The sequence below is a fragment of the Enterococcus sp. AZ063 genome (genome assembly GCF_051715045.1).
In the GTDB taxonomy this organism is placed as follows: Bacteria; Bacillota; Bacilli; order Lactobacillales; family Enterococcaceae; genus Enterococcus_D; species Enterococcus_D casseliflavus.
Map to the genome: position 1 here is coordinate 2,504,391 of NZ_JBIOTA010000001.1, position 26,523 is coordinate 2,530,913.

General features: G+C 43.7%; 32 protein-coding genes. 9 read left to right on the forward strand and 23 right to left on the reverse strand.

Annotated features, from left to right (window positions below; all coding sequences use genetic code 11):
- Positions 1 to 43 precede the first annotated feature (43 nt).
- From IGK61_RS11635 to IGK61_RS11670, 8 genes are all read right to left on the reverse strand, one after another.
- Positions 44 to 445, reverse strand: a complete 402-nt coding sequence (locus tag IGK61_RS11635) for a rhodanese-like domain-containing protein (RefSeq protein WP_005229396.1) — start codon at positions 443 to 445, stop codon at positions 44 to 46.
- 83 nt (positions 446 to 528) lie between these two features.
- Positions 529 to 1,500 (reverse strand): ROK family glucokinase, encoded by a 972-nt coding sequence (locus IGK61_RS11640; protein WP_005229395.1) that lies wholly within the window; start codon positions 1,498 to 1,500, stop codon positions 529 to 531.
- Positions 1,500 to 1,709 (reverse strand): YqgQ family protein, encoded by a 210-nt coding sequence (locus IGK61_RS11645; protein WP_005229394.1) that lies wholly within the window; start codon positions 1,707 to 1,709, stop codon positions 1,500 to 1,502. Before IGK61_RS11645 ends, IGK61_RS11640 begins: the two co-directional genes overlap by 1 nt.
- Before the next feature lie 30 nt (positions 1,710 to 1,739).
- On the reverse strand, positions 1,740 to 2,408 hold the full coding sequence (locus tag IGK61_RS11650) for a rhomboid family intramembrane serine protease (protein ID WP_005229393.1): 669 nt from the start codon (positions 2,406 to 2,408) through the stop codon (positions 1,740 to 1,742).
- Between the two features lie 12 nt (positions 2,409 to 2,420).
- Entirely contained in the window at positions 2,421 to 2,960 is a 540-nt protein-coding gene (locus IGK61_RS11655) for a 5-formyltetrahydrofolate cyclo-ligase (RefSeq protein ID WP_010749307.1), read from the reverse strand.
- Between the two features lie 90 nt (positions 2,961 to 3,050).
- Positions 3,051 to 4,028, reverse strand: coding sequence for a FecCD family ABC transporter permease (locus IGK61_RS11660; RefSeq protein WP_074536665.1), 978 nt, complete (start codon positions 4,026 to 4,028; stop codon positions 3,051 to 3,053).
- Positions 4,028 to 5,008, reverse strand: a complete 981-nt coding sequence (locus IGK61_RS11665; protein WP_438844862.1) for a FecCD family ABC transporter permease — start codon at positions 5,006 to 5,008, stop codon at positions 4,028 to 4,030. Before IGK61_RS11665 ends, IGK61_RS11660 begins: the two co-directional genes overlap by 1 nt.
- A complete protein-coding gene (locus tag IGK61_RS11670) occupies positions 5,005 to 5,796 on the reverse strand; it encodes an ABC transporter ATP-binding protein (protein WP_015510060.1) in 792 nt (263 codons plus the stop codon). The genes IGK61_RS11665 and IGK61_RS11670 overlap by 4 nt, the downstream gene beginning before the upstream one ends.
- A 202-nt stretch (positions 5,797 to 5,998) precedes the next feature.
- On the opposite strand from IGK61_RS11670, the gene IGK61_RS11675 reads away from it, so the two are divergent.
- From IGK61_RS11675 to IGK61_RS11710, 8 genes are all read left to right on the forward strand, one after another.
- A complete protein-coding gene (locus tag IGK61_RS11675) occupies positions 5,999 to 6,958 on the forward strand; it encodes an ABC transporter substrate-binding protein (protein ID WP_074536667.1) in 960 nt (319 codons plus the stop codon).
- A 137-nt stretch (positions 6,959 to 7,095) separates the two neighbouring features.
- Positions 7,096 to 7,245, forward strand: coding sequence for a 50S ribosomal protein L33 (gene rpmG, locus IGK61_RS11680; protein ID WP_005229384.1), 150 nt, complete (start codon positions 7,096 to 7,098; stop codon positions 7,243 to 7,245).
- A 272-nt stretch (positions 7,246 to 7,517) separates the two neighbouring features.
- Entirely contained in the window at positions 7,518 to 7,721 is a 204-nt protein-coding gene (locus IGK61_RS11685) for a hypothetical protein (RefSeq protein WP_074536668.1), read from the forward strand.
- A 322-nt stretch (positions 7,722 to 8,043) separates the two neighbouring features.
- Positions 8,044 to 8,295 (forward strand): hypothetical protein, encoded by a 252-nt coding sequence (locus tag IGK61_RS11690; protein ID WP_074536669.1) that lies wholly within the window; start codon positions 8,044 to 8,046, stop codon positions 8,293 to 8,295.
- Between the two features lie 70 nt (positions 8,296 to 8,365).
- Positions 8,366 to 8,776, forward strand: a complete 411-nt coding sequence (gene fosX / locus IGK61_RS11695) for a FosX/FosE/FosI family fosfomycin resistance hydrolase (RefSeq protein ID WP_074536670.1) — start codon at positions 8,366 to 8,368, stop codon at positions 8,774 to 8,776.
- A gap of 64 nt (positions 8,777 to 8,840) precedes the next feature.
- Complete coding sequence (locus tag IGK61_RS11700) at positions 8,841 to 9,227, forward strand: VOC family protein (RefSeq protein WP_074536671.1); 387 nt, start codon at positions 8,841 to 8,843, stop codon at positions 9,225 to 9,227.
- Positions 9,228 to 9,481: 254 nt separating this feature from the next.
- Positions 9,482 to 10,876, forward strand: coding sequence for a Y-family DNA polymerase (locus tag IGK61_RS11705; RefSeq protein ID WP_074536672.1), 1,395 nt, complete (start codon positions 9,482 to 9,484; stop codon positions 10,874 to 10,876).
- Positions 10,877 to 11,019: 143 nt separating this feature from the next.
- Positions 11,020 to 11,295: a hypothetical protein gene (locus IGK61_RS11710; protein ID WP_074536673.1), complete on the forward strand. Its 276-nt coding sequence runs from the start codon at positions 11,020 to 11,022 to the stop codon at positions 11,293 to 11,295.
- 34 nt (positions 11,296 to 11,329) lie between these two features.
- On the opposite strand, the gene IGK61_RS11715 is transcribed toward IGK61_RS11710, so the two are convergent.
- The 4 genes from IGK61_RS11715 to IGK61_RS11730 form a co-directional block, all read right to left on the reverse strand.
- Positions 11,330 to 11,788 carry a hypothetical protein gene (locus IGK61_RS11715; protein ID WP_005229368.1) on the reverse strand — a complete coding sequence of 153 codons (459 nt, stop codon included), beginning with the start codon at positions 11,786 to 11,788 and terminating at the stop codon, positions 11,330 to 11,332.
- A gap of 67 nt (positions 11,789 to 11,855) precedes the next feature.
- Positions 11,856 to 12,224 carry a thioesterase family protein gene (locus IGK61_RS11720; RefSeq protein ID WP_438844863.1) on the reverse strand — a complete coding sequence of 123 codons (369 nt, stop codon included), beginning with the start codon at positions 12,222 to 12,224 and terminating at the stop codon, positions 11,856 to 11,858.
- 7 nt (positions 12,225 to 12,231) lie between these two features.
- Positions 12,232 to 13,446 (reverse strand): CCA tRNA nucleotidyltransferase, encoded by a 1,215-nt coding sequence (locus IGK61_RS11725; protein WP_005229364.1) that lies wholly within the window; start codon positions 13,444 to 13,446, stop codon positions 12,232 to 12,234.
- Positions 13,433 to 13,783: a nucleotide pyrophosphohydrolase gene (locus IGK61_RS11730; protein ID WP_005231912.1), complete on the reverse strand. Its 351-nt coding sequence runs from the start codon at positions 13,781 to 13,783 to the stop codon at positions 13,433 to 13,435. Before IGK61_RS11730 ends, IGK61_RS11725 begins: the two co-directional genes overlap by 14 nt.
- Positions 13,784 to 13,920: 137 nt before the next feature.
- On the opposite strand from IGK61_RS11730, the gene IGK61_RS11735 reads away from it, so the two are divergent.
- A complete protein-coding gene (locus tag IGK61_RS11735) occupies positions 13,921 to 14,826 on the forward strand; it encodes a YitT family protein (protein WP_010749295.1) in 906 nt (301 codons plus the stop codon).
- Between the two features lie 44 nt (positions 14,827 to 14,870).
- Here the strand turns inward: IGK61_RS11735 and IGK61_RS11740 are convergent, their stop codons facing one another.
- From IGK61_RS11740 to der, 11 genes are all read right to left on the reverse strand, one after another.
- Entirely contained in the window at positions 14,871 to 15,428 is a 558-nt protein-coding gene (locus tag IGK61_RS11740) for a YpiB family protein (protein WP_005229358.1), read from the reverse strand.
- Between the two features lie 9 nt (positions 15,429 to 15,437).
- Entirely contained in the window at positions 15,438 to 16,697 is a 1,260-nt protein-coding gene (locus IGK61_RS11745; protein ID WP_005229356.1) for a tetratricopeptide repeat protein, read from the reverse strand.
- Positions 16,698 to 17,747, reverse strand: a complete 1,050-nt coding sequence (locus IGK61_RS11750) for a hypothetical protein (RefSeq protein WP_074536675.1) — start codon at positions 17,745 to 17,747, stop codon at positions 16,698 to 16,700.
- A gap of 163 nt (positions 17,748 to 17,910) precedes the next feature.
- A complete protein-coding gene (gene ilvA, locus IGK61_RS11755; RefSeq protein ID WP_034695989.1) occupies positions 17,911 to 19,164 on the reverse strand; it encodes a threonine ammonia-lyase IlvA in 1,254 nt (417 codons plus the stop codon).
- 11 nt (positions 19,165 to 19,175) lie between these two features.
- Positions 19,176 to 20,165 carry a ketol-acid reductoisomerase gene (gene ilvC / locus IGK61_RS11760; protein WP_005229350.1) on the reverse strand — a complete coding sequence of 330 codons (990 nt, stop codon included), beginning with the start codon at positions 20,163 to 20,165 and terminating at the stop codon, positions 19,176 to 19,178.
- A 50-nt stretch (positions 20,166 to 20,215) separates the two neighbouring features.
- On the reverse strand, positions 20,216 to 20,692 hold the full coding sequence (ilvN, locus tag IGK61_RS11765; protein WP_005229349.1) for an acetolactate synthase small subunit: 477 nt from the start codon (positions 20,690 to 20,692) through the stop codon (positions 20,216 to 20,218).
- Between the two features lie 4 nt (positions 20,693 to 20,696).
- Positions 20,697 to 22,397 (reverse strand): biosynthetic-type acetolactate synthase large subunit, encoded by a 1,701-nt coding sequence (gene ilvB / locus IGK61_RS11770; protein WP_074536676.1) that lies wholly within the window; start codon positions 22,395 to 22,397, stop codon positions 20,697 to 20,699.
- Positions 22,398 to 22,399: 2 nt separating this feature from the next.
- Positions 22,400 to 24,088: a dihydroxy-acid dehydratase gene (gene ilvD / locus IGK61_RS11775; protein WP_074536677.1), complete on the reverse strand. Its 1,689-nt coding sequence runs from the start codon at positions 24,086 to 24,088 to the stop codon at positions 22,400 to 22,402.
- Positions 24,089 to 24,406: 318 nt separating this feature from the next.
- On the reverse strand, positions 24,407 to 24,574 hold the full coding sequence (locus IGK61_RS11780) for a hypothetical protein (protein ID WP_167827107.1): 168 nt from the start codon (positions 24,572 to 24,574) through the stop codon (positions 24,407 to 24,409).
- A gap of 81 nt (positions 24,575 to 24,655) precedes the next feature.
- On the reverse strand, positions 24,656 to 24,931 hold the full coding sequence (locus IGK61_RS11785) for an HU family DNA-binding protein (protein WP_003126821.1): 276 nt from the start codon (positions 24,929 to 24,931) through the stop codon (positions 24,656 to 24,658).
- 234 nt (positions 24,932 to 25,165) lie between these two features.
- Complete coding sequence (gene der, locus IGK61_RS11790; RefSeq protein WP_005231911.1) at positions 25,166 to 26,476, reverse strand: ribosome biogenesis GTPase Der; 1,311 nt, start codon at positions 26,474 to 26,476, stop codon at positions 25,166 to 25,168.
- Between the last annotated feature and the right edge of the window lie 47 nt (positions 26,477 to 26,523).

Sequence of the window (26,523 nt, forward strand, 5' to 3'; positions counted from 1 at the left end):
TCATTCAAATTTGCTTGTGTTCTTTTGCCTTGAGTTCTCTGTTTTATAAACTATTTTTCTTTTTCGTCTTGCCGCTCCAGCCTTCATATCCTTCTTTTAGGATATAGACATTGGTAAAGCCTTCTTTACGTAATTTATTCGCTGCGCGAATACTCAACGATTTACGCGTGTCATATAAGTAGATCGGTTGATCTTTACGAAATGCGCTGAAGGAATTGGTTAAAACAGTAAAGGGAATATTACGCGCCCCTAAAATATGTCCACTGTCAAACTCATTTTTTTCCCGAACATCGATCACTTGGGCTTTCTTCATTCCTGCTTTGAATTCATCTTCTGAGATGATCGTTGCTGAACGGCGTCCCATGATTTGAAAATACGCCCAGTTCAAAGCGATTGCTAAGATGATTAATCCCAAAACCAAGTTTAGCCACATAATTGGTGTCATTTCTTCTATTCCTCTCTATTGTAACAATCATTCTTTTTTTGATTTATGCTGCTTGAATGTATCATTGCCTAGCAGCTTGGCATCTAAGCTTTTGCTGCAAATTGCAAAGCTAATGATGCTGCCCCGATCACACCGGCATCATTCCCAAGTTCTGCCAATTTGATTTCGGTACTTTCCGTTACCTGTGGGAAGGTAAACTGAGCAAAGTAGGCAGCAACCCGTTCACGTAAAAATTCACCGGCTGCTGATACGCCTCCACCTAAAACGATACTTGATGGATTTAATGTGTTTCCTAAATTTCCGCATGCCAACCCAAGGTAGAAGCACACTTTATCAACGACCATCAAGCCAAATGGATCGTTTGCTTGAGCCGCTTCAAAAATATCTTTACTTGAAACATCTTCCCCATTGTCCAGCTGCTGTTTCAATGCCGAATCGCCAGCATATTCTTCTGCCAACTGTCGAGCAACTCGCACAACACCCGTCGCACTAGAAACCGTTTCTAAACAACCACGTTTGCCGCAAGTACATTCAAACCCTTCAGGATCAACAGTGATATGACCGATTTCTCCAGCACAACCCGCAACCCCATGAAGCAATTGCCCTTCCATGATGATACCACCGCCAACACCTGTACCTAGTGTGATAAAGATGACATCAGGATTGTTATCCCCTGCCCCTTTCCAGCGCTCACCTAAAGCTGCTACATTGGCATCGTTATCGATGGCAAAGGGGATTTTTGTGCCTTTTTCAATCAGTTCTTTGACTGGCTGAAGTGTTTTCCAGTTCAGATTGTAGGCACCGATGACGGTTCCTTTGTCACGATCGACACTTCCTGGTGTCCCCATACCAATACCGATAAATGCTTCTGGCTGTAAGCCATATAATTCTAGGCGATGATTGATCGATGCCACGATTTCTGGCACAATATGTGAGCCTTCATCAAGAATATTGGTGTCAATACTCCATTTTTGCTGAATCTCGCCTTCGCTCGTTAAAATAGCGAATTTCACCGTTGTTCCGCCTAAATCAATTCCGATGATTTTTTTGTCCATCACTTGTTTTCCTCCCGGCTTTCTTCAATTCGATGCTCCCGCGTAAGAATTCGCCGGGCAGTCAGATATACATCCCGATCTATCAAGCGACTGTCATAAAAGTTTTTCAGCTCGATTTGCATCAGTTCTATATCGTAGATCCGCTTGCCGACATATACGTAAACACCAAATTGTTTCAGTAATTGTTGTACGTCATATAACGTTTCCATTTAACCACTTCCTGCTTATTATACAAGTAATTAATATTTTTTAAAACCATATATCACAAAAATAGCCAATAAGAAAACAAAGAGTACGCCAGAGAGGATTCTGGTGTGTATCGAATATTTTCCATAGTTCTTTGGCAATGCCAAAAGATTCCCTAACAATAACCCGCCGAGGATCCCCCCAATGTGTCCCCACATATCGATCGTTTGATCAAACACCCCAAAAACCAGATTCAATCCAACGAATAGGGCAAATTGCCGTACCATTGCTTGGATGCGGTAATCATTTCTAAAATGCCAACCTAAAATCAAAAATGCCCCGAAAAGTCCGAATAAAGAAGTACTCGCGCCTGCTGATTGAACCCCTATTTGGTTGAAGGCAAAACTCATGGTATTGCCCATGATGCCGCTTAGCAAATACAAGGCAAAAAAACGGCTATGACCATAGATGGCTTCTACTTGCTGCCCCATATAATACAGAATCACAGAATTGATCGCAAAATGAGCCAAACCGAAATGTAGAAAGATCGGGGTAACGAAACGCCAATATTCATTTAAATAAACGACAAACGGACCAAACATCACCCCGCCTGATTGAATAGAGGGACTAAAATAACCTAAGATAAACACAATTGTTTGGATAGCTAAAAACAGATACGTGAAGACCGGCTGATTCAGCCATCTTTTCATTTGAGAATTCATTGACGTGCTCCTTTACGTGCGAATAAGAGAATCCGTATAGATTTTATCGATTGGGATGTCGAATACATCTGGTGTCCATTGATCGTTGAATTGCTCTCCGAAGACCAAAGAAACGGTCTTGCCATCGAAAGCTGACAAGAAACGATCATAATAGCCACCGCCAAAGCCGATGCGATAGCCGTTTTTAGAAAACGCCAAACCGGGAACAATCAGCAAATCCAAGTGATGGGCTTCTTGCTCACTGATCGGCTCTTCAACTCCAAATGCCGACGCTTCATAACGTGTTGTCGGCTCCACATGATAAAACTGCAATTTTTTCTGTTGTGCTTTCGGCACTGCGATTCGTTTGTTTTGTTCAAATCCTTTAGCAAAAATAGCCGCTGTATCAAATTCAAATGGCAACGAACGGATCACACCTACTGACTCAGCTGTTTGCCAAATCTGAGAAGAAAACAGCAACTGCAAAATCAGCGTTTCTTTCTGCTGCTTTTGTTTGATTGGCATTTGTTTTAATGTTTGGATCATGTGCTCTCTAATGACTGGTTTTTCCATTGGATCACTCCTCTCAGAAATAGTACCAAAAACTGTGTCCAAATAGCAAACTAGAATCGCAGATTTCTTGACAAGATCATGACTAGTTGCTCATCCTTCTTTACGTCGGATCAGCAAAAAGACAAAGTACGGTGCCCCCACGATAGAAATGATGATACCAGCTGGGATCTCGCCGCTTGTCAATAGCAAACGACCGATCGTATCACTGACTAAGACTAGCAGACTGCCAATCATTCCCGCTAAGAAAAAGGCACTGCGAGATTCTCTGCCGATGAGTCCCTTAGCGATATGAGGCGCCAATAAGCCCACAAAGGCTAAGTTACCAGTATAGCCAACCGTACTGGCAGCTAAACCAACCGCGATCACTAAAAACCACGTCCGCAAACGGGTCAAAGAAACCCCTAAGCTAATTGCCTGCTCCTCGCCAAAGCCAAGTAAGTTAAGCCTTGGTACGGTCCAGAAAGCTGCGGCAGACAATACGATGACCCAAGGAAGCAGACTGGTGATTTGCTGCCAAGAAGTTCCCCAAATCGAACCAGAAAGCCACGCTGTTACAAAGCGATAGCGGTCTTTTGATAATTCCACCGTAAAGAGTAAGGTAGCCGCCGCCAGCCCTGCATTGACGGCGATTCCCGCCAGCAGTACTCGCTCCATCGATAACAATTGGCGGTGCTTATAGGCAATCAAATAGACCAGTACAGCAGCTAATAAACCACCGATGATCCCAACGACAGGTAAAAGCTGCGATCCTTGGGTATAAAAACCTAAGTAGATCATCACAAAGAGCCCTGCCCCATTGTTGATTCCTACGATACTTGCATCAGCCAACTCATTTCTCGTCACTCCTTGCAAGACAAACCCAGAAAAACCAAAGGCACCACCAGCGATCAGCGCTAGACAAGCCCGTGGTAGTCGAAACTCAGTAAAAGTCAGTACTTGGCTCGAAGATGCCGTTCCTTGAAAGATTTCCCCTAATGCCTGAAAGGATAAAATTGTTTTTCCCACCATGACACTTCCTAAAAAAGCGACCATCAGCAGTAGGAAAAAAACAGAGAGTGTTTTTTTCATCAGCCTTCCCTCCGTATCTTGATCAATAGAAAAGGCACACCAATCAATGCCATCAGTATCCCAAAGGGTGTCTCAAAGGGCGGATTGATCAGGCGGCCAGCCAGATCAGCGGCCATCACCAGTGTTCCCCCTCCAAGAATCGTCAAAGGTAAAATCAGTTGATAGTTTTTGCCCACCATTCCCCGCACGACATGAGGAACTATTAAGCCGACAAAACTGACCGGTCCAACAAGCGAAACCGCCATTCCCGCCAAAACTACGACTAACAGTAAGGCAGATGCCCGAATCAGATGCGGGTGCTTGCCTAATGAAATGACGGTGTCATCTCCTAGCGCTAACAGATTCAACGCTTTTCCTAGACGTAGCACAAAAACGATGGCAATCAGATAGATGGGGCCCACAAAACGCAGTTGCTGGCAAGTCACATTTGCGGCACCACCGATAAACCAAAAGGCTAACTCTTGATTTAAATCAAATTGCAGTGACAGGGTCTGACTGATGGCTGAGAAAAAAGAACTTAGTGCCACACCAGCCAAAATCAAACCTGTAGGTGACATACCCAATTTGGCATAGCGAGTCAATAAAAAAAGCAGCGCAGTTGCCGCAAAGGCACCAAAAAACGAAAATAGCGCCGCTTGACTCGGTTGAATACTAGGAAATAGGATAAATGCGATCGCTAATCCCATCGCAGCCCCACTGTTGACACCTAAAAGACCGCCATCTGCCAGAGCGTTTTTCGTAATTCCCTGCATGATAGCTCCCGTAACAGCAAAACAACTTCCTACTAGAAAAGCAGCCAACACACGGGGCAATCGGATATTGCGCAAGACTTGATGCAGCTGATTCTCATAGTCAAAAGCAAAAATAGCATCCCAGATCGTTTCAAAGGAAAGGTCGGCCGCTCCTTGGGTGATCGCCAAAAAGAAACAGATAATAAAGCAGCCGCTAAAAAGCAGCAGCAACCAAGAAAACTTTTTCATGCTTGGGCTCCTAACTCATAGGTCAAGACCAATGGCTTTGTGCTATTAGGAAAGGTTCCTAACATGGCGTCGATCTCAAACAAACGCTGCAGCCACTCTTTGGTCAGCACTGTTTCTGGTGTACCAGAGACCAACAGTTCTCCACCTTTTAATGCATAAATATAATCAGAAAAACGTGAGGCATGATTCAGGTCATGAATCGACATAATGATCGTTTTTCCGTAGGTTTTATTGATTTGCTGTAATAAGAGCAAAATTTCTAATTGATGCGCTGGATCTAAAAAGGTCGTTGGTTCATCTAAAATCACGATATCCGTATCTTGCGCAAGTGCCATGGCGATCCAAACGCGCTGTTTTTGTCCCCCTGACAGCGTGCTGATCGTTTCATCTGCTAGTGCTGTCAAACCCGTTGCCTGCAAGGACCAGTCGATCGCCGCAAGATCTTGTTCCGATAAACTATTTAGTCCTTTTTGATAGGGAAAACGACCATAAGAAACAATTTCGCGAATCGTCAAGCCAATCGATGAATCGCTAACTTGTGAGAGCAGCGCAATCTTTTTCGCTACTTCTTTGGTTTTGATGTTTTGCAGATTTTGTGCATCTAAGAGGACCTCACCAGACAATGGCTGTAAAATTCGGGCAAGTGCCTTTAAAAACGTCGATTTCCCACTGCCGTTCGGACCAATCAAGCCGATGATTTTCCCTTCTGGCATCTCAATTGTTAGATTTTGCACAATTTTTTGTTTTTGATAGCCGACACTCAAGTCAACTGTTCGTAATTTCGCCATATTCGTCCCCAAAATAAATGATTGATAATGCTTATCAATTATGAATGTAATCCTACTATTCGTCAATAGTTCTAAAAAAAGGAAATAAAAAAATAAGATTGACAAAGGCGCGTTTCTTCGTGATAATAGCTATCAGCAAATGAGAACTATTCTCAATTAAAATAATAAGTGCTCAACATGTAACAAAGGAGGAAGTGTTTCTATGAAACAATGGTCAAAAAGAAGTACTTGGCTTACCCTGCTAGCTGCCTGCTCCCTTACCCTACTGGGTGCTTGCAGCACGAATAATGACTCAACGGATAGCAGTGGATCAGCCACTACTTCTTCAGAAATAGCAACAACCTTTACCGATGCGATGGGAAATGAAGTCACTGTTCCCGAAAACCCACAGCGGGTGATTGGTAGTTATTTGGAAGATTATTTGGTCGCTTTAGGGGTAACACCGGTTGCTCAATGGACCGTCGGCAATGACAGTGATCAAGCATACTTGCAAGACAAACTGGCGGAGGTTCCAAGGATCAACTACGATCTGCCCTTTGAAGATGTCTTGAGCTTTGAGCCAGACCTGCTGCTGATGGATAGCAATTCCATGGTGGAAGGCGACAAATATGATCAATACAGTAAAATCGCGCCGACCTATGTGGTCACAAATGGCGAGGACGTGACTTGGCGGGAACGTCTGACAGATATTGCAAAGGTGTTACACAAAGAAGAGCAAGCTGCCCAAGTAGAAGCTGATTATGATGACTTAGTCGCTGCTACCAAGGAAACGTACGCTGATCAAATCCAAGGCAAGTCGATCGCTGTTTTATGGGTGGTCAATAACTCTGTCTTCATGGTTTCAGAAACAAAATCAAGCGGTCAACTGCTGTATCACGAACTCGGGTTTGAAGTTCCCTCCCTTGTTTCAGAAATCAGTGAAAGTGCCACTGCTGACTGGTCTGCCGTTTCTCTGGAAAAATTGGCAGAATTGGATGCCGATTACTTGATTTTAGTGAATAGTGATAAAGGCGCTGATTTTTTCAGCGAACAAGTCTGGCAAAATCTTGATGCAGTCAAAAACAATCATTTATGGGAATTCAGTCCCGAATCAAGCTGGCTCTACAACGGTCCGATCGCCTATACCAAAATGATCGAAGATATCCAGAGCAAATTGGACTAATGCGTTTCAAGTAATTCGTCAAGTAAAACTACTTAACGAATTTCAGGAAAAAGCTAGCATTCCCGCACAAAACATGCTATTATATTTTAGTCTGAGAGATTTCTTAGAGGATTCTTGTATCGTTAGGGGGGAAAATCATGCGCGTAAACATCACATTAGAGTGCACTTCTTGTAAAGAACGCAACTACTTATCAAACAAAAACAAACGTAACAATCCTGATCGTTTGGAAAAGAAAAAATATTGCCCACGTGAAAGAAAAGTTACTTTACACCGCGAAACAAAATAATGCTATTTAAGAAGTTCGCAAACGCTGATAACCAAGGCGTTTGCGAACTTCTTTTTTTTGTAAAAACTAGCTTTGAGGTGATAGTTTTGAATCGAACTCCCCTTCTATTAGCCCTTGTTCTTTCAAACTTAGATAGTAATTGCACCGTCTCCTTGATTGCTCTTTGTTTTAGCTGCTTCTTCACTTCTCTTCTTTAGACTTTTAGGCCATTTCTTTGTAAAGTCACAAAAATAAATTTTAATGTATAATGTATAGAAAAAAGGAGAAATTAAATGTTTAACAAAGAAGAAAAAGAGTTTCGTTGCAACCATTGCAAAAAAGTGATCGACACAGGGGAAGTCGTTTGGACAAAATGGCCGTTTCCGCCGAAAGCTTCTGCTTACCAACTAAAACCCAGAAAAGAATTAGCACTGATAAACGCGCCGATCCTTTGCCTAAATTGCTCAGAAAAGCTTCTCCTGGAACACCTCGAATAACTATTCTTTTCATCGTTTTATTGTCTCTCTTTGTCCATCATAAAAAAAGCAGGCAGTAGCCAAATTCACTTAGTGAATGCACTGCTGCTTTTTTTCTGGCGGAAGAATAAGGCGAACCCATGAGCAACCACAAAAGTTTCAGGGGCGATTAGCGGCAGCTTTATTTTCCGAAATTTTTTGCAGTATCTCTCCCGCGATTATGCGCGAGATGATTTTGGCAATAACCATAATATGAAGCCGCTCTCTCCCGTTGCCGCCTTTTCTGTATACTTTGATCTCCGATCGACCCTTTCATGCTATACTGCCTATAGGAGGTGAACCCATGCTTGGCAATTTTACGTATCTACCTAGTAACTATCGTCTGTTTTATGGCGCTTTTCTTTTTGCACTTATTGGAAATATGATTTTCATTTTCATCAAACACCCTGCTTGGACCTTTAGCCTACCGACGGTGATTGTCCTCTTCTTAATAAATGTCTTCTTTTGGACAAAATACAAGAAGAAACTTATTCCTTGCGCAACAGATGCACTGTTTTATGTTCTGCTCTTCCTCTTGGTATTTCACAATCACTAATATAATGCTTATTTTGATACTGATTGTTTCTCTTTCCCCTATTTCGTCATAACAAAGGAGTGTTGATGCGATGGAGATTTCCCATATCACGTTGCTCGTACAGAATTTAGCAAAGACGACAACGATGCTGGAAACATTGTTTGAAGCAGAGGAAATTTATGATAGCCGAGACCAGCCCCATTCTTACTTCCCAGAAAAATTCTTTTTGATCGATGGCTTATGGCTTGCTGTTATGGAGGATGCCTCCCAAAAGCTGCCGAAAACGTATAACCATATTGCCTTTAAAATCGATCAATCTCAAATCGATTCCTTGATTACGCGCATCCAAGGACTAGGATTGAAGATCGAAAAAGATCGTTCTCGCATCAAAGGCGAAGGTGCTTCTATTTATTTTTATGACGATGACAACCATTTGTTTGAACTACACACTGGTACGTTGGCTGAACGGTTGCACCATTACCGTCTGACAGAAACAAGGTGATCATCATTACTAGCAACTGCATTGACTGTTATGCAAAGAACACCCACATGAAAGGAAGAAAACAATGAAACTAGATATGGTCGGTATTATCACAAAAAACATGGAACAGGCACTGGCTTTTTATCAAGTACTTGGCTTCACGCCATTAGGTCAGCACTCAGAAGATTATATGGAATTAGCAAACGACGGGGTTCGCATCTCCTTGAATAGCCGCAAGATGGTTGCTGGGATCTACGGACATGCACCAATGACTGTGGGTGATACGATTGAATTAGCCTTTTTATGTGATTCTCCTGAAGAAGTTGATGCCCTTCATGCAAAAGTCGTTGCTGCCGGGTATCAGTCTTTCATAGAACCTTGGTCTGCCTTTTGGGGGCAACGCTATGCCATTGTCAAAGACATAGACGGCAATCTCTTAAGTTTGTTTGCAACCCTACCTGCCGAAAATTGATTTAAGCTACGACAGTCGGTCCAATGGAGCGGCTGTTTTTTTATCCGTTTTTCGGGTAAAAAGACAAAATCCCGTATTTATGTCCAATCGAATTCTGATAATCTGAAATGAATGTATTCCTTATAAACCAACATTTCCCATCATTATAAAATAAAAATAATCTCTCTATAAAAAAACAAATCCCCCTCATCCACTCCTGTTCGCTTGACAAAAAAGAACAAACGTTCGTATAATCTCGGTAAGGAGTGATAAAAATGGGTGGTTTTAATTATGCGCTCGAGCCAAAACGCGATATCTTATTTATAGATGTCAAAAGTTTTTATGCTTCTGTCGAATGCATCTCTCGCGGGTTAGATCCTATCCAAGCGATGCTGGTCGTCATGTCACATTCTGACAATACTGGTAACGGCTTAGTCTTAGCAGCTTCCCCAAAGGCAAAATCGGTATTGGGGATTTCAAATGTGACTCGCAATGACAACCTGCCGACACATCCCGATTTGTACAAAGCATCGCCGCGTATGAGTTTTTATATCAAAGAAAACACCAAAGTCAATAATGTCTTTCGCAAATATGTTGGACAAGACGACTTGCTGCTCTATTCGATCGACGAAACGATGATGGATCTGACCCGTACACTGGATCTTTTCATTCCCGATAAAACGATCTCTCGCGAAGAAAAACGTTGGTTGATTGCCCAGCAAATTCAAAAAGACATTTACGAAACAACGAAATTGTATGTCACCATCGGCATTGGCGATAATCCATTGTTAGCAAAACTAGCTTTAGATAACGAATCCAAACACAATCGTTCCTTGATCGCTGAATGGACCTATGACGATGTACCGACAAAAGTTTGGCAGATCGCCCCTATGACAGAGTTCTGGGGGATCGGTCGGCGCACAGAAAAACGACTTCACTTGATGGGGATTGAAACGATCGAACAATTGGCTCACGCCAGTCCTGATCTTTTACGCAGTCGCATGGGGATCATTGGCGAGCAGCTCTATCATCACGCCCACGGCATTGATCGCACGATTTTATCTGAACCGACACCACAAGTGATGGAAAAAAGCTACGGCAATAGCCAAGTTCTACATCGCAATTATTATTTACAAGAAGAAATCGAGATCGTCATCAAGGAAATGGCGGAGCAAGTTGCCGCTCGAATTCGCCGCCATCATTGTCAGACCGCTTGTATCAATGTTTACATCGGCGTAGCCTTTGGTGAAACTGCTTCTGGTTTTTCCCGGCAAATGAAAATCCCGCCAACTGACAATACCCGTAAACTTGTCGCTCATTGCCTATTTCTCTTTCGAAAATTTTATACCGGGCAAGTCGTTCGCCACATCGGTATTACCTATTCAAAATTGGTTTATACAGAAAATGTCCAGCTGGATCTTTTTGAGCAAGCAGAAGCGCAGTTGCGCCAGCGTAAATTAGATTTGATCATCGATAAGATTCGTGAGAAATATGGCTTCACTTCGATCGTTCACGCCACAAGCCGAATGGAAGGCGCTCGCGCCATTGCTCGCAGCAAATTAGTCGGCGGACATGCCGGTGGTCTAGATGGGATCGCTAATATAGGACCCGTCCATCAGAAAAAGGAAAAAGAACCGTTTGCTGATGGTTCGAAAAATACTGGCACTTGATTCGTTTTTCTTTCCTTTTTGCTGACAAATCTTAAGATAACATTAACAAACGGTCCATTTTTTAAAGATTTATGTAATTTCGATTCGCCCACCTCCCCCTTTGTTCTTTTCTAAGGTACTTTAATAGCAAGGAGTGTGAGCAGATGAAAATTGACAAAATCGAATACAAACGAGTCATCAACGGTGCGGGACACCTTGAGTACGATTTGCTGCAATATTTAGAAAAGAATCGGGCGACTGCTGCACAAAACCTGAAACAGTCTGAGATCGATTACCTTTTAGAAAAAGATATTCAGCATCGTATCATCCAACATGCACGTAAGAGTTTCTTTGGCGATACGATCGTTTTAAAAGATGAATATGCCGAAGATTATTTTTTATTAAAAAAGTATACGGATATGTTCCAAGAATCATTCTAAAAAAAACGCAGAACCAACTGGTTCTGCGTTTTTCTTATTCTTCGAAATGTTCTTTATAAACATCATCGACTGTCTGGTTCGGGTCGATCACGATATAAAGGCTCTTCGTTTTCTCACTGATTTTTGTTGATTGGTATACGTTATCCAATCCTTCCGTATCTTTGTCCTTATATGGGAAATACACAAGATCCGGTGTACCGTTACGGTAAAGAATTTCCATCCGTTCGATATCTTCATATTTCAACGCACGGGCAAACATCCCTAATTCAAGCCCACCTAAGTTGATGTCATGCGTTGCCACATGATCGCCTTCTTGGAATATTTCAATTTTGAACCCAGCACATGGATGAATCTCAACAAATTCGCTTCCGTGGATGCGGCCAAAACTGGTCGTGATTTGTTTGATCCACAAGTCACCGATGTAACGGCGCTCAATCGTCCATGTTTCTCCATTACGGAAATAAAATTTTAAAGCTTTCATTTCTCTAGCCATGACAAAACGCTCCTTTTTATTAGTAATACACTTTAATTCTAACACATAGTCGCCATCGGGACACAAATTAACTTTGTTTTTCGTTGACTTTTTTCATGAACCGAGAGATTTCCACTGCCGCTCGTTGATGCGTCCCATTGGCAATGATCTGTTGTTTTTCGTCTATTACCTGATAATGAAATTGGAGCCCCTGTTCTTTTTCCCACTGTACAAGAACTGTGATCGTCGCTCCAACTGGTAAAGGCTTCAAATGATTGATCGAAAACTTTGTACCGACGGTAGTAAACCCTTTATCTAAAGTAGGCTCAAGGGCTTCCCAACAGGTGTTTTCCACCATTGCTACCAATCGTGGGGTTGCTAAAACGTCTAATCCCCCAGAACCCAAAACAGCCGCAGTGTCTTGCTGTCCCACGATAAATTCTTTTTTGCTTTCCATTTTTCAGTTATCCCTCCTTTGCTAAATACGCTTGGACAAACGCTAATAGTGCTTCTTTTTCATTAGGGATTTTTCGTGTGATGACTGCAGCTTCGGCAGCGGTCAAGACTTCTTTGAGCCACGGACCAGAAGAACGATCGATCGTTTGTAGTAAATCACGTCCATTGATCGCCAACTCCTTCAGTGAATGGATCGGCAGCTGCTGATAGCGCTGACTGATTTTTGCTGGATCGTTGGGCTGATTGTCATAACGCAATAATCCTTCGGCTAAACAGGTTGCTTCTAGACCGAACTGATACAACACTAGGTCATTCCATTCGCCGTTTCGACGCGCGAGCAGTGCTTGATAAGCCGTGTGTACTTGGCGGATGCAGTCATTGGAACATTTCCAAGCTTTTAAAAAGCTGCGGACTGCCTCTGGCGCTAAACCCATTTGGTCAATGAGCAAAACCCAGGCCGCCGTTTCGTTTTCTAATGGGATCGCTGGCAGGTCTGCCATCCGCAGTAACGCCTCACCGTATTCCCGCAAGCCTGGGCAATAGATATAGCATTCGGTTTCTACTAGCGCCCGTAGTGCTTGGTTCCGATGATTGCCTAACAGCAATTTCACGAATTCAATCATGATCCGTTCAACAGAGATTTTTCCCAACAAGGCATGATTCGCATGGATAGCAGCCAATGTTTCTGTTTCTAAAACAAAGCCCAATTGACTGACAAAACGCAGCCCCCGCATCATTCGTAGGGCGTCCTCATGGAAACGTTCCTGGGGGTGACCCACTGCTCGTAAGATTTGATTATCGATATCTGCCAGACCATCGAAAAGATCAATGATGACACCATCTTCTTGAAGTGCCAACGCATTGATGGTAAAGTCCCGCCGTTTTAGATCTTCTTTCAGGGAACGGACAAAATCCACTTTGTCGGGTCTGCGGTAATCTTGATAGGCTGCTTCCGTTCGAAACGTAGTGATCTCATACTGCGCCTGCTCCCACAAAACCAACACCGTCCCATGCTCGATGCCAATGTCAATGGTTCGAGGAAAAAGCGCCTTGATTTCGGCTGGAAATGCACTGGTAGCAATATCGACATCATGAATCGGCTGGCCTAAGATCGTGTCTCGCACGCTGCCGCCGACAAAGTATGCTTCATATCCTGCGGCTTCGATTTTTTTTAAAAGCGGTGCAGCTTCTGCAAATTCTTTTGGTAGTTTAGTCAGTTTCATTTACTTTTCCATCTTTTCTTTCAAAACGATACGCATCCCGCTGATTGAATTTTGCCATATTTTCCTCAAACACTTCAGTCAGGTCGATGTCTAGTGAATTGGCCATGATCATCGTCACAAAGAGTACATCACCGAGCTCTTCTGCCACTGTTTTTTCAACTTCATCGCTTTTTTTATTTTTTTCCCCGTAATAGTGATTCACTTCTCGCGCCAATTCGCCGACTTCTTCGGTCAAACGAGCCATTTGGGCGAGGGGGCTGAAATAGCCAGTTTTGAATTGCTGAATATACGCATCGACTTCTTCTTGCATCGATGCCAAAGAACGTTTTTCTGTCATTTTCTCCACCCTTTCTCGTTTATCTTACCAAAAGAATGGCTGCCTGCCTAGATAGAGCCCCCTTCAGGATTTGTTGTGCATTCAATGATTTCGTGCTACATTGATACTTGTGGAAGTTGAATAACGGAGGAAACAGGATGCGGGCATTTTTTTCATGGCGAACGATTCGCGATATTGTTTTGATTATTTTTGGTACAAGTATCTATGGCTTCGGTCTAGTCTATCTAAATATCCCAAATGACTTAGCAGAAGGCGGTGTGACGGGGATCACCTTGATCCTGCGAGCCTTATGGGGAATCAATCCTGCCATCAGTACACTGATCTTAAATATTCCGATCATTTTGATCGGTGGCAAAATTCTTGGTCGACGCTCATTAGTGTATACGATTTTAGGAACTTTTGGTTTGTCTTTTTGGTTGGCATTTTGGCAGAGTGTTCCCCTGTTGATCGATCTGCAGCACGATCTGCTGATCGTTGCGCTCTTGGCTGGTTTGATTGCAGGGATCGGTAGTGGGATCGTCTACAAAGTCGGGGGAACGACTGGTGGAGTCGATGTATTGGCACGTATTTTAGAGAAAAACTTTGGTGTGACGATCGGTCGTTCGCTTTTGATCTTTGATGTGTTCGTCCTGTTGCTTTCTTTGACTTATATAGATTTGAACCGCATGATGTATACCTTGATTTTTTCTTATGTCTTCACGCGCGTGATCGATTCGATCCTAGATGGCGGCTATTCAGCCAAAGGGATCTTAGTGATCAGCAATCACAGCGAAGAGATGGCTCCTGTTTTAATGGATGAATTAGAACGAGGCGTCACGTTTTTACAGGGCGAAGGGGCTTACTCAAGAGTGTCGAAACAAATCATTTATATGGTGGTCAGCGGGCGGGAGATTTCTGAAGTCAAGCGCATCGTTCATGACTTTGATCCGCAAGCGTTTGTTTCTGTCATTAATGTCCATGAAGTCGAAGGTGAAGGCTTTACCTACTTAAGACCTAAGTCGCGGTTCTTACAGCGCAAAACCGCTGTTTCTAAAACAAAATAGAGACTGAAAAAAGCAGCCCCGGTTAAAGGGCTGCTTTTTGCTTGTTACCGGCTTTCTTCTTTTTGCTGGAGCAAGTGTCGATTTACTTCATCGGAAAGTTCTAAGAAGGCATCACGATCCCCATTTTCCAAGGCTAGATCGATTTGCCGATACAAGGTATCGATTTTGGTTTTTGTTTCTTCTTTTTCAAGATACTGGGTAACATGTTGGGTCATTTCTTGATCCAAGTGGTCGTTCCAACGTTCATAAGGATTGTCTTCTAAAACTGCTAAATAAAAGGATTGCGACCAAGAATCTGGGAAGAGACATTCAAGATACAAGGGTTGTTTCCAATTCATGCGAATCTCATGAAAAATCTGATCAATGTCATAAAAGGTCTGCCCTTCGATGCTCAAGACAAACGGTTCGCCCCCAATTTCTGTACTGCGGACACTCAAGCCCCGTTTGGCTGCGGCTGCCCCTTCTACAAAATGAACATTGGTCAAGATCGCTTCATGGTTCGCCAGATAGTTTAACACCCAAGAGACTTCTCGGCGGCTGAAGGAAACGGTCGAAACTAACCAATTAAGAAACTTTTTCTTTTCTTGTACATTGATGTTCATTTCTCTCACCTATCTTTCTAATAAGTCCTCCACGATCGACTGTACTTCTAAATCACCTGGCTCATGCGCCAAATAATGTTGCAGCAAATGAAGTGCTTCAGGTAAACGCCCTTCTTCACGTAAGAAAATGCCATATTCTTTCATAAATGCTGGCTCATGGTGCAAATCAGCATTGGCTTCTTCGTAATAGTTTGCTGCTTTGTCAAAATCTTCCAGCGCATTATACGCTTGCGCCAAATTCCAAAGGGCATGCGGCTGTTCATTGTCTTCCATTCGTTCGATGGTCAAGATCGCTTCTTGCCAACGCTCTTCATTCAAGTATAAATTACTTAAGGTCAGTAACGTATCATCTTCTTTGTCACCAGTCTCCAATGCTTTTAGTAAAAATGATTCTGCTGCTTCACTGTCATGAAGTCGGTAAGCATTCTCGGCAGCAAAATGATAGAAATCCACTTGATATGGATCTTCATGAATCCCTTCTTCGATCACACGCTGCGCTTCTTCCAGCTGCTCTTCTTCTTGCAATGCTTCTGCAAGATAAAGATACAAGGCACGGTATTGCGGATTCATGACCCGCAACTGCTGCAAGTAGCGAATCGCTTGTTCATTTTCTTTTAGCTGCAAATAGACTAAAGCTGTTTGAAAAAGACGCTCATCGGTCTGTTCGTCTTCTAGGCTTGCTTCAAAATATTCCAATGCCTCTTCAAACTTGCCCGCCATACTCAATGATGTACCAGTCCGTTCAACGATCGAGATCCCCGAAATATCCGTGATTTCTTCTTCCAGCAATCCTTGATAAAGGTCAACGGCTTCTTGATAGCGATCAGTCGAAAAGGCTAACTCAGCTAAGGCAAACCGTATCAAAGGTTCATCTGGCACAATGCTTTGCGCTTCTTTTAGTTTGGCTTCACTAACTTCAGGGATACCGATCAATTGGTAAAGATCCGCACTCAATAGCAAGGCTTGCAAATACGCTTCACTGGTCGGTGGTATTTGATCAATATAGGCAAAAGCCGTCTCGATCTGGTCTTCTTCCATCGCAATTTCTGCTAAAGGAAGCAGCAAAGCTTCATTATCAGGATGTCGTTGCTGCAAGGTTTCAAATAACGTTTTCGCCTCTTCCAAAAAGCCGATCTGCAATAGTTCATCACCTAAAGCGCCTAATGTCTCATCATCATCTTTTTGCAGAGCTTCGGTAAAATTTAATTGTGCTTCAGCCAGTTCTTCCGCGGCTAATGCTTTTAACATTTTTTCACTATATGTTTCCATTTAAACCCCTCGAATCTCATTGATTAATCGCTGATAAGTCTCCATCGTCTGGACGAGATCTTTTTCCTCGATTTTCGTTCTGCCCCCTATTGTACCAACTTTTGCCAAAAATAACAGTTTTTTTTCTTTTTGCTGCAATTCTAGTACATGACTGAAATATTCGCTTAATGAAAAAGACTCGGGCAATTCGATGGGAAAGCCTAATCGGGCAAGCCATTGGCAGAACACGGGCAGATCGACAGTCAATTGCTGCTGCTGGACGGTCCACATAAAATGAAACAAAAAGCCAAAGAATAATTTCATCGCATCAGACAGCAAGTGCCCATTTTCCGTTCGATAAGCAGCATCAGCAAAGAGTTGGCCAAACTCCTCCAATTCGCTGCCTGATTGCTGGTATAGTTGGATCAACCGATCGGTATACGCAGCCAACGAATGTCTCATCAACGCCTGATGACTGGGATAGGTTCGATAAAGCTCTTTTAAAAACTCACTATCGGCAAGCACGCCACAACGAATCAGAGTCAAAAAATCGACCAATTTCCCATCGATCTGTTTTTCTGCGATCGTCTGATCGTAAATAACAAATTCGGGTGTATTAGGATTTTCCAGCATCGGGATATCTGGCTTTTTCACAACGATCGCTATTTCTTTCACACTTTTAGCTAAGGCCCGCAAGGAAACGGGAATCAGCCAAAGCTGTGTCGTCAGAACCGACGTCGCGTGGATAAAACTGCTCAATGCCAACACGCCTTCATTCCCAAAGCCGACGATCAACAGCGGCTCTTGTTTTGAAAAGCGACCGAAGAAATCCATTGCAGCTTTAAACTCGCTAAAGTTGTTGCAATACATTTGATTGGTACAAATATACCAATTGACCTCTCGTGGCAAAAACAGGCGGGTCAATTTTTCTGAAAAGCGGTCATAATAGCGCTGATTCGTCAAAATGATCACCTGCTGCGGCTCGATCGACTGTTCTCTCATGACCGATGCTAGTGTTTCACCATAAGAAATTTGGGTTTCTTGTTCATTTCGGAAAAAAACAGCTTCCATCGGCTCACTCCTTTGCTACTACTTTCTATTATAACAAGAAGCCGCTTAAACACCTACTAAATCGCTAATGATTAGGAAGTATTTTCCTGTGATTGGTTCAATGATCCGATAAAAAGCAAAAAACATGATTTCCTCTTCTTCCAAAGGAAAATCATGTTTTTTCTTAAACCAAAAGTGAGTAGAGTGATTGATTTTGCTGAAGGTTGATATAGTTTTGGTCAAACTGTTCAATTCGTGACAGTAATGCGGGGAGATCTTTTTTGTGTTTCAACAAGATCCCCAGCATTACTGGTCCTGTTCCACGATTGATTTTTTTTGTATATTCAAACCTAGTGATATCATCATCAGGCCCTAATACATGGCTAACAAATTCCTTCAACGCACCGGGACGTTGCGGGAAGTTGACGATAAAATAATGTTTCAATCCTTGATAAATCAGTGATTTCTCTTCGATCTCAGCCATGCGGGAACTATCATTGTTGCCGCCACTCACAATACAGACGACTGTTTTGCCTTTGATTTGCTCTTTGATCAGATCCAAAGCTGCCACACTCAAGGCACCAGCTGGTTCAGCGACGATCGCTTGCTTGCTGTACAATTCCAGAATCGTTTGACAGATTGCGCCTTCTTCCACAGCTACCAATTGATCCACGTAGCGTTTGGCATGGGCATAGGTTTGAGCTCCGACTTGTTTGACCGCTGCACCATCCACAAAGGTTTCAATATGCTCCAGTGCCACTGGTCCTTGATGATCAAAGGCGGCTTGCATCGAGGCTGCCCCTACAGGTTCTGCTCCAACAACTTTTATCTTCGGTTGCTTTTCTTTCAAATAGGCTGCGGTTCCACTGATCAAGCCGCCCCCGCCAATCGCTGCCACGACCAGATCGATCGTTACTTGTTTTTTTTCAGCATCCGCCAGCATCTCCACAGCAACGGTTCCTTGTCCTGCAATAATATTAGGATCGTCAAAGGGAGCAATGAAGGCCATTTGCTGTTCTTTTGCAAAGTGTTTAGCCGCTTGGGCTGCCGCATCAAACGTATCTCCCACCAATTCGATTTTGACATAATCTCCACCGAAAAAGAGGACTTGCGCGATTTTTTGCTGTGGCGTCGTTGTCGGCATGAAAATAACCGCTCGGATCTGCTGTTCTTGACAGGTATAAGCAACACCTTGCGCATGGTTCCCGGCACTGGCACAGACGACGCCACGACGAGTCAGTTCAGGATCTGCCTGGGTGATCGCATAGTAGGCACCGCGTAATTTGAAGGAGCGGACTTTTTGCAAGTCCTCTCGCTTCAACAAGACCGTCGCTTGATACTTCTCAGATAAAAAGCGATCATACTGCAGCGGCGTATGACTAACTGCTCCCCGCAGTCGCTCGTAGGCTTGTTCGATTGCAGAAACTGTCACCAACAAACGCGTCCCTCCTAATCTTTCGCAACAAACGGCATCATTTTCCGTAACTCGCTGCCGACTTTTTCAATTTGATGATTGCCGTTTTCCTCACGCATTTTATGGAATTCAGGGAAGCCGTTTTGATTGTCTTCAATGAATCCTTTCGCAAATTGGCCGTTTTGGATGTCTGTCAATACGGCTTTCATGTTTTCTTTGGCTTGTGCAGTGATCACCCGAGCACCAGAAACGTAGTCACCATACTCAGCCGTATTCGAGATCGAATGGCGCATTTTTTTGAAGCCTCCTTCATAAATCAAGTCAACGATCAGTTTCAATTCATGACAAACTTCAAAATAAGCCAATTCCGGTTGGTACCCCGCTTCTACCAATGTTTCAAAGCCCGCTTCGATCATACTGGTCAAACCGCCACAAAGTACGGCTTGCTCACCGAAAAGATCGGTTTCGGTCTCTTCTTTAAAGGTCGTTTCCAAAACGCCGACCCTTGTGGCACCAATGCCTTTTGCATAGGATAAAGCCGTTGCTTGTGCGTTACCAGTCGCATCTTGATAAACTGCAAACAAGGCTGGTACCGCAAACCCTTCGGTAAAGGTTCGACGCACCAAATGACCTGGTCCTTTTGGCGCAACTAGAAAAACATCCACCTCTTTTGGTGGCGCGATCACATCAAAATGAATATTGAAACCATGAGCAAATGCTAATGCATTGCCCGCAGAAAGATTCGGTTCGATCTCATTTTTATACAACGATCCTTGGATCTCATCGGGTGCCAAGATCATGACTACATCCGCTTTTTGAACGGCTTCGGCTACTGGGAAAACCTCAAATCCATCGTTTCTTGCGGCTTCCGCTGATTTTCCTTCACGAATGCCGATAAAGACTTCATGACCTGTGTCCCGTAAATTTTGAGCATGAGCGTGCCCTTGAGAGCCGTAGCCGACGATCGCAATCTTCTTGTCTCCTAAATTATCTGTAACTTCCTCGTTGTAATATACTTTTACCATACTTGTTTCCTCCGAATTCTTTCTTTATTTTAAGCAATTCAAAATTGCACTTACCCTCTTGTAAAGCCAGTGACACCAGTCCGTGCCAATTGTTTGATGCCGTATGGACGTAAAACTTCGATGCACGCTTCTACCTTTTTCGTATCGCCAGCAACTTGCACAACGATTGTTTTTAGTGCCACATCGACAATGTGTGCTCGAAATGGATCGATCACTGCTTGGATCTCCGAACGACTTGTGGTTGGCGCATTGACTTTGATCAGCACCAGCTCCCGTTCGATATGAGGAACTTCTGTAATATCAGAAACCTTCAAGACATCGATCTGCTTGTTCAGATGCTTAGTCACTTGTTCTGTTTCTGCCAAATCGTTCACGTTGACAATGATCGTCATACGTGAAAACTCTGGTCGTTCTGTCGTACCGACAGAGATACTCTCGATATTGACTTGACGACGGTTCAAGACACTCGTGATACGGCTCAAAACACCTGCTTCATTATGGACGATTGCTGCTAATACCCGTTTCATCCCCTTAGACCCCCATCATTTCATGATTGGCTTTCCCCGGTGGGATCATCGGCAGCACATGCTCAGATGGCGAGACCATTACTTCGATCAGCTGCGGCCCTGCTTGAGAAAAAGCTGCTGCCAATTGATCAACCAGTTGCTCTGGGGCATCGATCCGACAGCCTTCAATGCCATAAGCCTGTGCCAGTTTGACAAAATCAGGCTGCTGCGCAAAAACGGAGGCAGAGCGCCGCTTGCCATGGAATGTTTCTTGCCATTGGCGAACCATTCCTAAAGAGCAGTTGTTCAATAACACAAATTTGACATTCAAGCCATACTCATTCAAAATCGCAAATTCTTGGTTCGTCATTTGAAATCCACCATCGCCAACGAACACCACGACCATTTTTTCTGGATGAGCAAATTGAACGCCGATTCCTGCAGGGATGCCATAGCCCATCGTCCCTAGTCCGCCACTGGTGATCAATTGTTTGGGAAAGCGAAAAGGATAATACTGCGCGACCCACATTTGATGCTGACCAACATCGGTGATGACGTAAGCCTCTCCTTTGGTCAAACGCCCTACTTCTTCGATGACTTTTTGTGGTTTGATCTCTTGTGTCTGAGTGCGATCATAGCGATAAGGTTTTTCCTTTTTCCGTTTTTGGCATAGATCCAACCAAGTCGTCCAGGTTCCTCTTGTTGGTGGGTACCGCAGCATTTGCTGCAAAGCAGCCTTGGCATCGCCGACGATTGGGATCTTTGTTTCTACGATCTTGCCGATCTCCACTGGGTCAATATCGATATGAGCAACGATGGCCTGCTTGCCGAACTGACTGCCGGCCGTTGCTAAGCGATCATCGAAGCGAGAGCCGATATTGATAATCAAATCGGCTTCTGATAAAGCCATGTTCGCCGCATAGGTGCCATGCATACCGCCCATGCCTAAGAAAAATTGATGATCACTTGGCAGTAAGCCTAAGCCAAGCAACGTTGTCACTGTCGGTAACTTGTACTTGGCAATAAATGCATTTAGTTCAGCTGCAGCTTCGGCAGCGATCACGCCTGCACCCGCCAGTACCACTGGTCGCTGAGCTTTTTCCAAGACTTGCATCAGTTTTTCGATTTGCAGACGGGATGGCTCTGCCGTCGGCTGATAACTTTTCCTTGTGATCGGCAATGAGCAGGTTTCAGCGGTTTCTTGTAAGGTAATATCTTTCGGAAGGTCGATGACAACCGGTCCTTTTCGCCCTGTGGAAGCGATATGGAAGGCTTCAGCGATCACTTTTGGGAGCTCATCGACACAGCGGACTTGGTAGTTGTGCTTCGTGATCGGCAACGTGATACCCAGAATATCCGCCTCTTGGAAGGCATCTTTGCCAATTCCTGGTACCGCCACTTGTCCCGTGATAACTACCAATGGTACGGAATCACTCATAGCATCGGCAATGCCCGTGACGACATTTGTAGCACCTGGTCCGCTCGTCACTAAAACGACCCCAACATTGCCAGTAGCTTTGGCATAGCCTTCAGCGGCGTGGATCGCGCCTTGCTCGTGACGCGTCAAAATATTCGGAATCGCTGCATCATATAATTGATCATATAACGGCAGGACGGCGCCGCCCGGATAGCCAAAGATCATTTCGACGCCTTGCTCTTGTAAGCTGTCCACTAATACTTGTGCGCCAGTCCTTAGATGCGATGCTTGATACTCGATATTTTCCATTGCTACTCCTCCTCATCAGGTACTCGCATAATCCCGCCCGTATTGGCAGAGGTCACTAAAGCGGTATAACGTGCAAGCCATCCTTTTTTCACTTTTGAACGAAAATTCGGTCGTTCTTGCGCACGCTGGGCAAGCTCTTCATCGGATACTTGCAGATTCAGCGTTCGATTTGGTAAATCAATAATGATTTCATCGCCATCGTTGACAAGGCCTAAGGGACCCCCTGCAGCGGCTTCTGGCGAAATATGGCCAACGGCGATTCCTCGGGTCGCTCCTGAAAAGCGACCATCGGTGATCAAGGCGACATCTTTGCCTAACCCACGTCCAACGATGCTTGAGGTAGGCGCCAACATTTCTGGCATACCTGGTCCTCCTTTTGGTCCCTCATAGCGGATCACTACAACATGTCCTTTTTGTACGGTATGATTGTCGATCGCAGCAACTGCTTCATCATGTGAATCAAAACAGATCGCTTTGCCTTTGAACACTTGGACACTTGGATCGACCCCACCGACCTTGATGACACTGCCTTCTGGGGCGATATTACCATACAAGATCGATAGCCCCCCCACAGGACTATACGGGTTTTCTTTGGGATGAATAACTTCTTCGTTGTGGATCTTCGCTTCAGCGACATTTTCTCGTAATGTCTTGCCTGTGACAGTCGGTCGATCAGGATGAATCGCTCCCTCGATATCACAAAGCTCCCTTATGATTGCCGAAACGCCGCCAGCTTCATGAACATCGTGCATCGAATAGGCTGATGATGGCGCGATTTTTGAGAGATAAGGCACTCTTTTAGCGATTTCATTGACCCGTCTTAAGTCATAGTCGATCTCAGCTTCATTGGCGATCGCTAAGGTATGCAGCACTGTGTTGGTGGAACCCCCCATCGCCATGTCTAAAGCGAAGGCATCATCAATAGCTTCTTTGGTCACGATGTCTCGAGGTTTCACTTGTTTTTCAACAAGATCCATCAACTTAAAGGCGGCTTGTCTAACTAGTTCTCGTCGTTCTTCAGACACGGCGAGGATCGTACCATTGCCTGGCATTGCCAATCCTAAGATCTCTAAGAGACAGTTCATTGAATTGGCAGTAAACATCCCTGCACAGGAACCGCAAGTCGGACAGGCATTTTGCTCCATAAATTCAAAGTCTTCTTTCGTCATGTTGCCAGTCTTGTAAGTCCCCACGGCTTCAAACATGGAAGACAAGGTTATCTGGTGGCCCCGTGGATCAATACCGGCTTTCATCGGACCGCCAGAACAAAAGATCCCCGGTACGTTCGTCCGCATCGCTGCTAAAATCATGCCAGGAGTGATCTTGTCGCAATTCGGGATATAAAATACGCCGTCAAACCAGTGAGCATTGATCACGGTTTCTGCGGAATCAGCGATCAATTCTCGGCTGGGTAGCGAATAACGCATGCCAATATGGCCCATCGCAATGCCATCATCCACACCGATCGTATTGAACTCAAAAGGGATGCCGCCAGCTTCACGAATCGCTTCCTTAGCGATATCTGCTAACTCCCGTAAATGCACATGTCCAGGCACAATATCGATATAGGAATTACATATCGCAATAAATGGCTTGTTCATGTCATGGATATTTTTTACTTGTCCTGTGGCATAGAGCAGACTCCTAGCTGGCGCTGCATCGATCCCTTTTTTAATCTGATCACTTCTCACACTCATCATCTCCTGCATTTTGGAATAAAAAAAAGCATCCCGGTTATAAAAAACTGGGATGCTTTGCCAGAATCCCATTTTACTTACGCAAATAGGACTCAAACAAACGGATAATTTTTGCTTCCGTGTTCTAAGTCCTGGTATCAATAATAATGACTAATAAATATTGATTAAAATTGCGCATAGAAAATGGCTCCTTCATTAGAAATAGTAACGTTCTTGTAATTGTTTACCAATATACCCTTTGCAAAATCACTTGTCAACGAATTTTCTGAATTTTTTTTCAATAATGACAATTCCCAGGACCCTTTCCTCACATCAGATGTCATTTAATCGCTTGCTTCTTTTGATAAAAATGACTTTTAAATCACCTTTAATCTTGCCTGAAAAATAAGGTGTGTCAGCAACCCATGTTTTTTTTTGATCAAAAGAAAAACAAAAAATATTTTTGAATTTTCTGACAATAATAACCGTTTCTTTTCCCATTCGCTCCGCCTGCATGGTGGCAGTTCCTAGTTAGACAAAAGAAAAAACCCTTGATTACTCAAGGGTTTCTACAAGACTCAATTATTTCACTGCGTCTTTAAGAGCTTTACCTGGTTTGAATGCAGGTACTTTGCTAGCAGGGATCTTGATTTCTTCACCAGTTTGTGGGTTGCGTCCTTTGCGTTCTGCACGAGAACGAACTTCAAAGTTACCAAAGCCGATCAATTGAACTTTTTCACCGTTAGCTAAAGCGTCTTGAATTGTTGAGAATACAGCGTCTACTGCTGCAGTTGCGTCTTTCTTAGTTAAGTCAGTAGCTGCTGCAACTTTTTCGATTAATTCTGCTTTATTTGCCATGGATGGTTTCACCTCCTGATATTTTTTTTGATGTCATGCATCAACAAAAATCTTGAGTGGTCCAAGGTTTTTGTCAAATATTGATTACCATCAATATTCTGATATAACGTTATCATAAGAACCTTGTAATATCAAGGATTTTAACGTTTTTAGGGGGTTTTTTTTTGGTTTTTTCCCATTTTTCTAGAAAAGGACAGATTTCTTTGTAAAAAGAAACAAAGTATGATAAAATCTCTATTTTCTTCTGCGAGGAATGATTCGAATCGGCGTTCCTTCAAAAGTGAATGCCTTGCGGATTTGATTTTCTAAGAAACGTGCATAAGAGAAATGCATCAGTTCTTCTTCGTTGACAAAAATAACAAAAGTTGGCGGTTTGACAGCTACTTGCGTCGCATAAAAAATCTTCAAACGTTTGCCTTTGTCTGTTGGTGTTGGGTTGATCGCCACAGCGTCCATAATGACGTCATTCAGCAACGCAGATGGAATACGCATGTTTTGATTCATGCTGACTTCTTCAATCAATTGCGGCAGCTTATTCAAGCGCTGTTTCGTCACTGCGGAAACAAAAATGATTGGCGCGTAATCCAAATATTGGAATTCGTCTCTGATTTCTTCTTCAAAATCACGCATCGTATTCGTTTCTTTTTTCAATGTATCCCATTTATTGACAACAATAATGATTCCACGGCCTGCTTCATGGGCATAGCCAGCGATCCGTTTGTCTTGCTCGCGAATCCCTTCTTCGGCGTTCAAGACCATCAAGACGACGTCTGAGCGTTCAATGGCCCGCATCGCCCGCATGACACTGTATTTTTCAGTAGACTCGTAGACCTTCCCTTTTTTACGCATGCCGGCGGTATCGATCATGGTAAATTCTTGACCGCTTTCGCTGGTAAAATGGGTATCGATCGCATCACGAGTCGTTCCTTCGATATCAGAAACGATCACTCGCTCTTCCCCTAGAATTGCATTGATCAAAGAGGATTTACCGACATTTGGTCGACCGATCAAACTAAACTTGATGATGGAATCATCTTCTTCTTCTGCTTCATTGGTGAAGTGTTTGACAGCTTCATCAAGAACATCCCCGATCCCTAATCCATGACTTCCTGAGATTGGGTATGGATCGCCTAGACCCAAACCATAAAATTCATAGATGTCGGTACGCATCTCGGGATTATCAACTTTGTTGACGGCTAAAATCACGGGTTTGTTGCTTTTGTACAGCAAACGAGCCACAAGCTCATCAGCATCGGTTACTCCTTCACGAGCACTCGTAATAAAAACAATGACATCTGCTTCATCAATGGCGATTTCTGCTTGATGCTTGATTTGATCCATAAACGGCTCATCACTTAAATCGATCCCACCTGTATCGATTACGCTAAACTCACGGCCTAGCCATTCACCGGTGGCATAAATACGATCTCTGGTCACTCCTGGAGTATCCTCAACGATCGAAATTCGTTCTCCAGCTATCCGGTTGAAAATGGTCGATTTCCCCACATTCGGACGTCCAACGATCGCTATTGTTGGATTTGACATTTTTTACCCTCCATTTAAAAAAGCAGTCCTTGTACGCTGCTTCTTGT

Bases quoted from the DNA above. Each gene is read 5' to 3' on its own strand.
- IGK61_RS11635 (WP_005229396.1), bottom strand. From the start codon at position 445: ATGACACCAATTATGTGGCTAAACTTGGTTTTGGGATTAATCATCTTA.
- IGK61_RS11640 (WP_005229395.1), bottom strand. From the start codon at position 1,500: ATGGACAAAAAAATCATCGGAATTGATTTAGGCGGAACAACGGTGAAA.
- IGK61_RS11645 (WP_005229394.1), bottom strand. From the start codon at position 1,709: ATGGAAACGTTATATGACGTACAACAATTACTGAAACAATTTGGTGTT.
- IGK61_RS11650 (WP_005229393.1), bottom strand. From the start codon at position 2,408: ATGAATTCTCAAATGAAAAGATGGCTGAATCAGCCGGTCTTCACGTAT.
- IGK61_RS11655 (WP_010749307.1), bottom strand. From the start codon at position 2,960: ATGGAAAAACCAGTCATTAGAGAGCACATGATCCAAACATTAAAACAA.
- IGK61_RS11660 (WP_074536665.1), bottom strand. From the start codon at position 4,028: ATGAAAAAAACACTCTCTGTTTTTTTCCTACTGCTGATGGTCGCTTTT.
- IGK61_RS11665 (WP_438844862.1), bottom strand. From the start codon at position 5,008: ATGAAAAAGTTTTCTTGGTTGCTGCTGCTTTTTAGCGGCTGCTTTATT.
- IGK61_RS11670 (WP_015510060.1), bottom strand. From the start codon at position 5,796: ATGGCGAAATTACGAACAGTTGACTTGAGTGTCGGCTATCAAAAACAA.
- IGK61_RS11675 (WP_074536667.1), top strand. From the start codon at position 5,999: ATGAAACAATGGTCAAAAAGAAGTACTTGGCTTACCCTGCTAGCTGCC.
- rpmG (WP_005229384.1), top strand. From the start codon at position 7,096: ATGCGCGTAAACATCACATTAGAGTGCACTTCTTGTAAAGAACGCAAC.
- IGK61_RS11685 (WP_074536668.1), top strand. From the start codon at position 7,518: ATGTTTAACAAAGAAGAAAAAGAGTTTCGTTGCAACCATTGCAAAAAA.
- IGK61_RS11690 (WP_074536669.1), top strand. From the start codon at position 8,044: ATGCTTGGCAATTTTACGTATCTACCTAGTAACTATCGTCTGTTTTAT.
- fosX (WP_074536670.1), top strand. From the start codon at position 8,366: ATGGAGATTTCCCATATCACGTTGCTCGTACAGAATTTAGCAAAGACG.
- IGK61_RS11700 (WP_074536671.1), top strand. From the start codon at position 8,841: ATGAAACTAGATATGGTCGGTATTATCACAAAAAACATGGAACAGGCA.
- IGK61_RS11705 (WP_074536672.1), top strand. From the start codon at position 9,482: ATGGGTGGTTTTAATTATGCGCTCGAGCCAAAACGCGATATCTTATTT.
- IGK61_RS11710 (WP_074536673.1), top strand. From the start codon at position 11,020: ATGAAAATTGACAAAATCGAATACAAACGAGTCATCAACGGTGCGGGA.
- IGK61_RS11715 (WP_005229368.1), bottom strand. From the start codon at position 11,788: ATGGCTAGAGAAATGAAAGCTTTAAAATTTTATTTCCGTAATGGAGAA.
- IGK61_RS11720 (WP_438844863.1), bottom strand. From the start codon at position 12,224: ATGGAAAGCAAAAAAGAATTTATCGTGGGACAGCAAGACACTGCGGCT.
- IGK61_RS11725 (WP_005229364.1), bottom strand. From the start codon at position 13,446: ATGAAACTGACTAAACTACCAAAAGAATTTGCAGAAGCTGCACCGCTT.
- IGK61_RS11730 (WP_005231912.1), bottom strand. From the start codon at position 13,783: ATGACAGAAAAACGTTCTTTGGCATCGATGCAAGAAGAAGTCGATGCG.
- IGK61_RS11735 (WP_010749295.1), top strand. From the start codon at position 13,921: ATGCGGGCATTTTTTTCATGGCGAACGATTCGCGATATTGTTTTGATT.
- IGK61_RS11740 (WP_005229358.1), bottom strand. From the start codon at position 15,428: ATGAACATCAATGTACAAGAAAAGAAAAAGTTTCTTAATTGGTTAGTT.
- IGK61_RS11745 (WP_005229356.1), bottom strand. From the start codon at position 16,697: ATGGAAACATATAGTGAAAAAATGTTAAAAGCATTAGCCGCGGAAGAA.
- IGK61_RS11750 (WP_074536675.1), bottom strand. From the start codon at position 17,747: ATGGAAGCTGTTTTTTTCCGAAATGAACAAGAAACCCAAATTTCTTAT.
- ilvC (WP_005229350.1), bottom strand. From the start codon at position 20,165: ATGGTAAAAGTATATTACAACGAGGAAGTTACAGATAATTTAGGAGAC.
- ilvN (WP_005229349.1), bottom strand. From the start codon at position 20,692: ATGAAACGGGTATTAGCAGCAATCGTCCATAATGAAGCAGGTGTTTTG.
- ilvB (WP_074536676.1), bottom strand. From the start codon at position 22,397: ATGGAAAATATCGAGTATCAAGCATCGCATCTAAGGACTGGCGCACAA.
- IGK61_RS11780 (WP_167827107.1), bottom strand. From the start codon at position 24,574: ATGGGAAAAGAAACGGTTATTATTGTCAGAAAATTCAAAAATATTTTT.
- IGK61_RS11785 (WP_003126821.1), bottom strand. From the start codon at position 24,931: ATGGCAAATAAAGCAGAATTAATCGAAAAAGTTGCAGCAGCTACTGAC.
- der (WP_005231911.1), bottom strand. From the start codon at position 26,476: ATGTCAAATCCAACAATAGCGATCGTTGGACGTCCGAATGTGGGGAAA.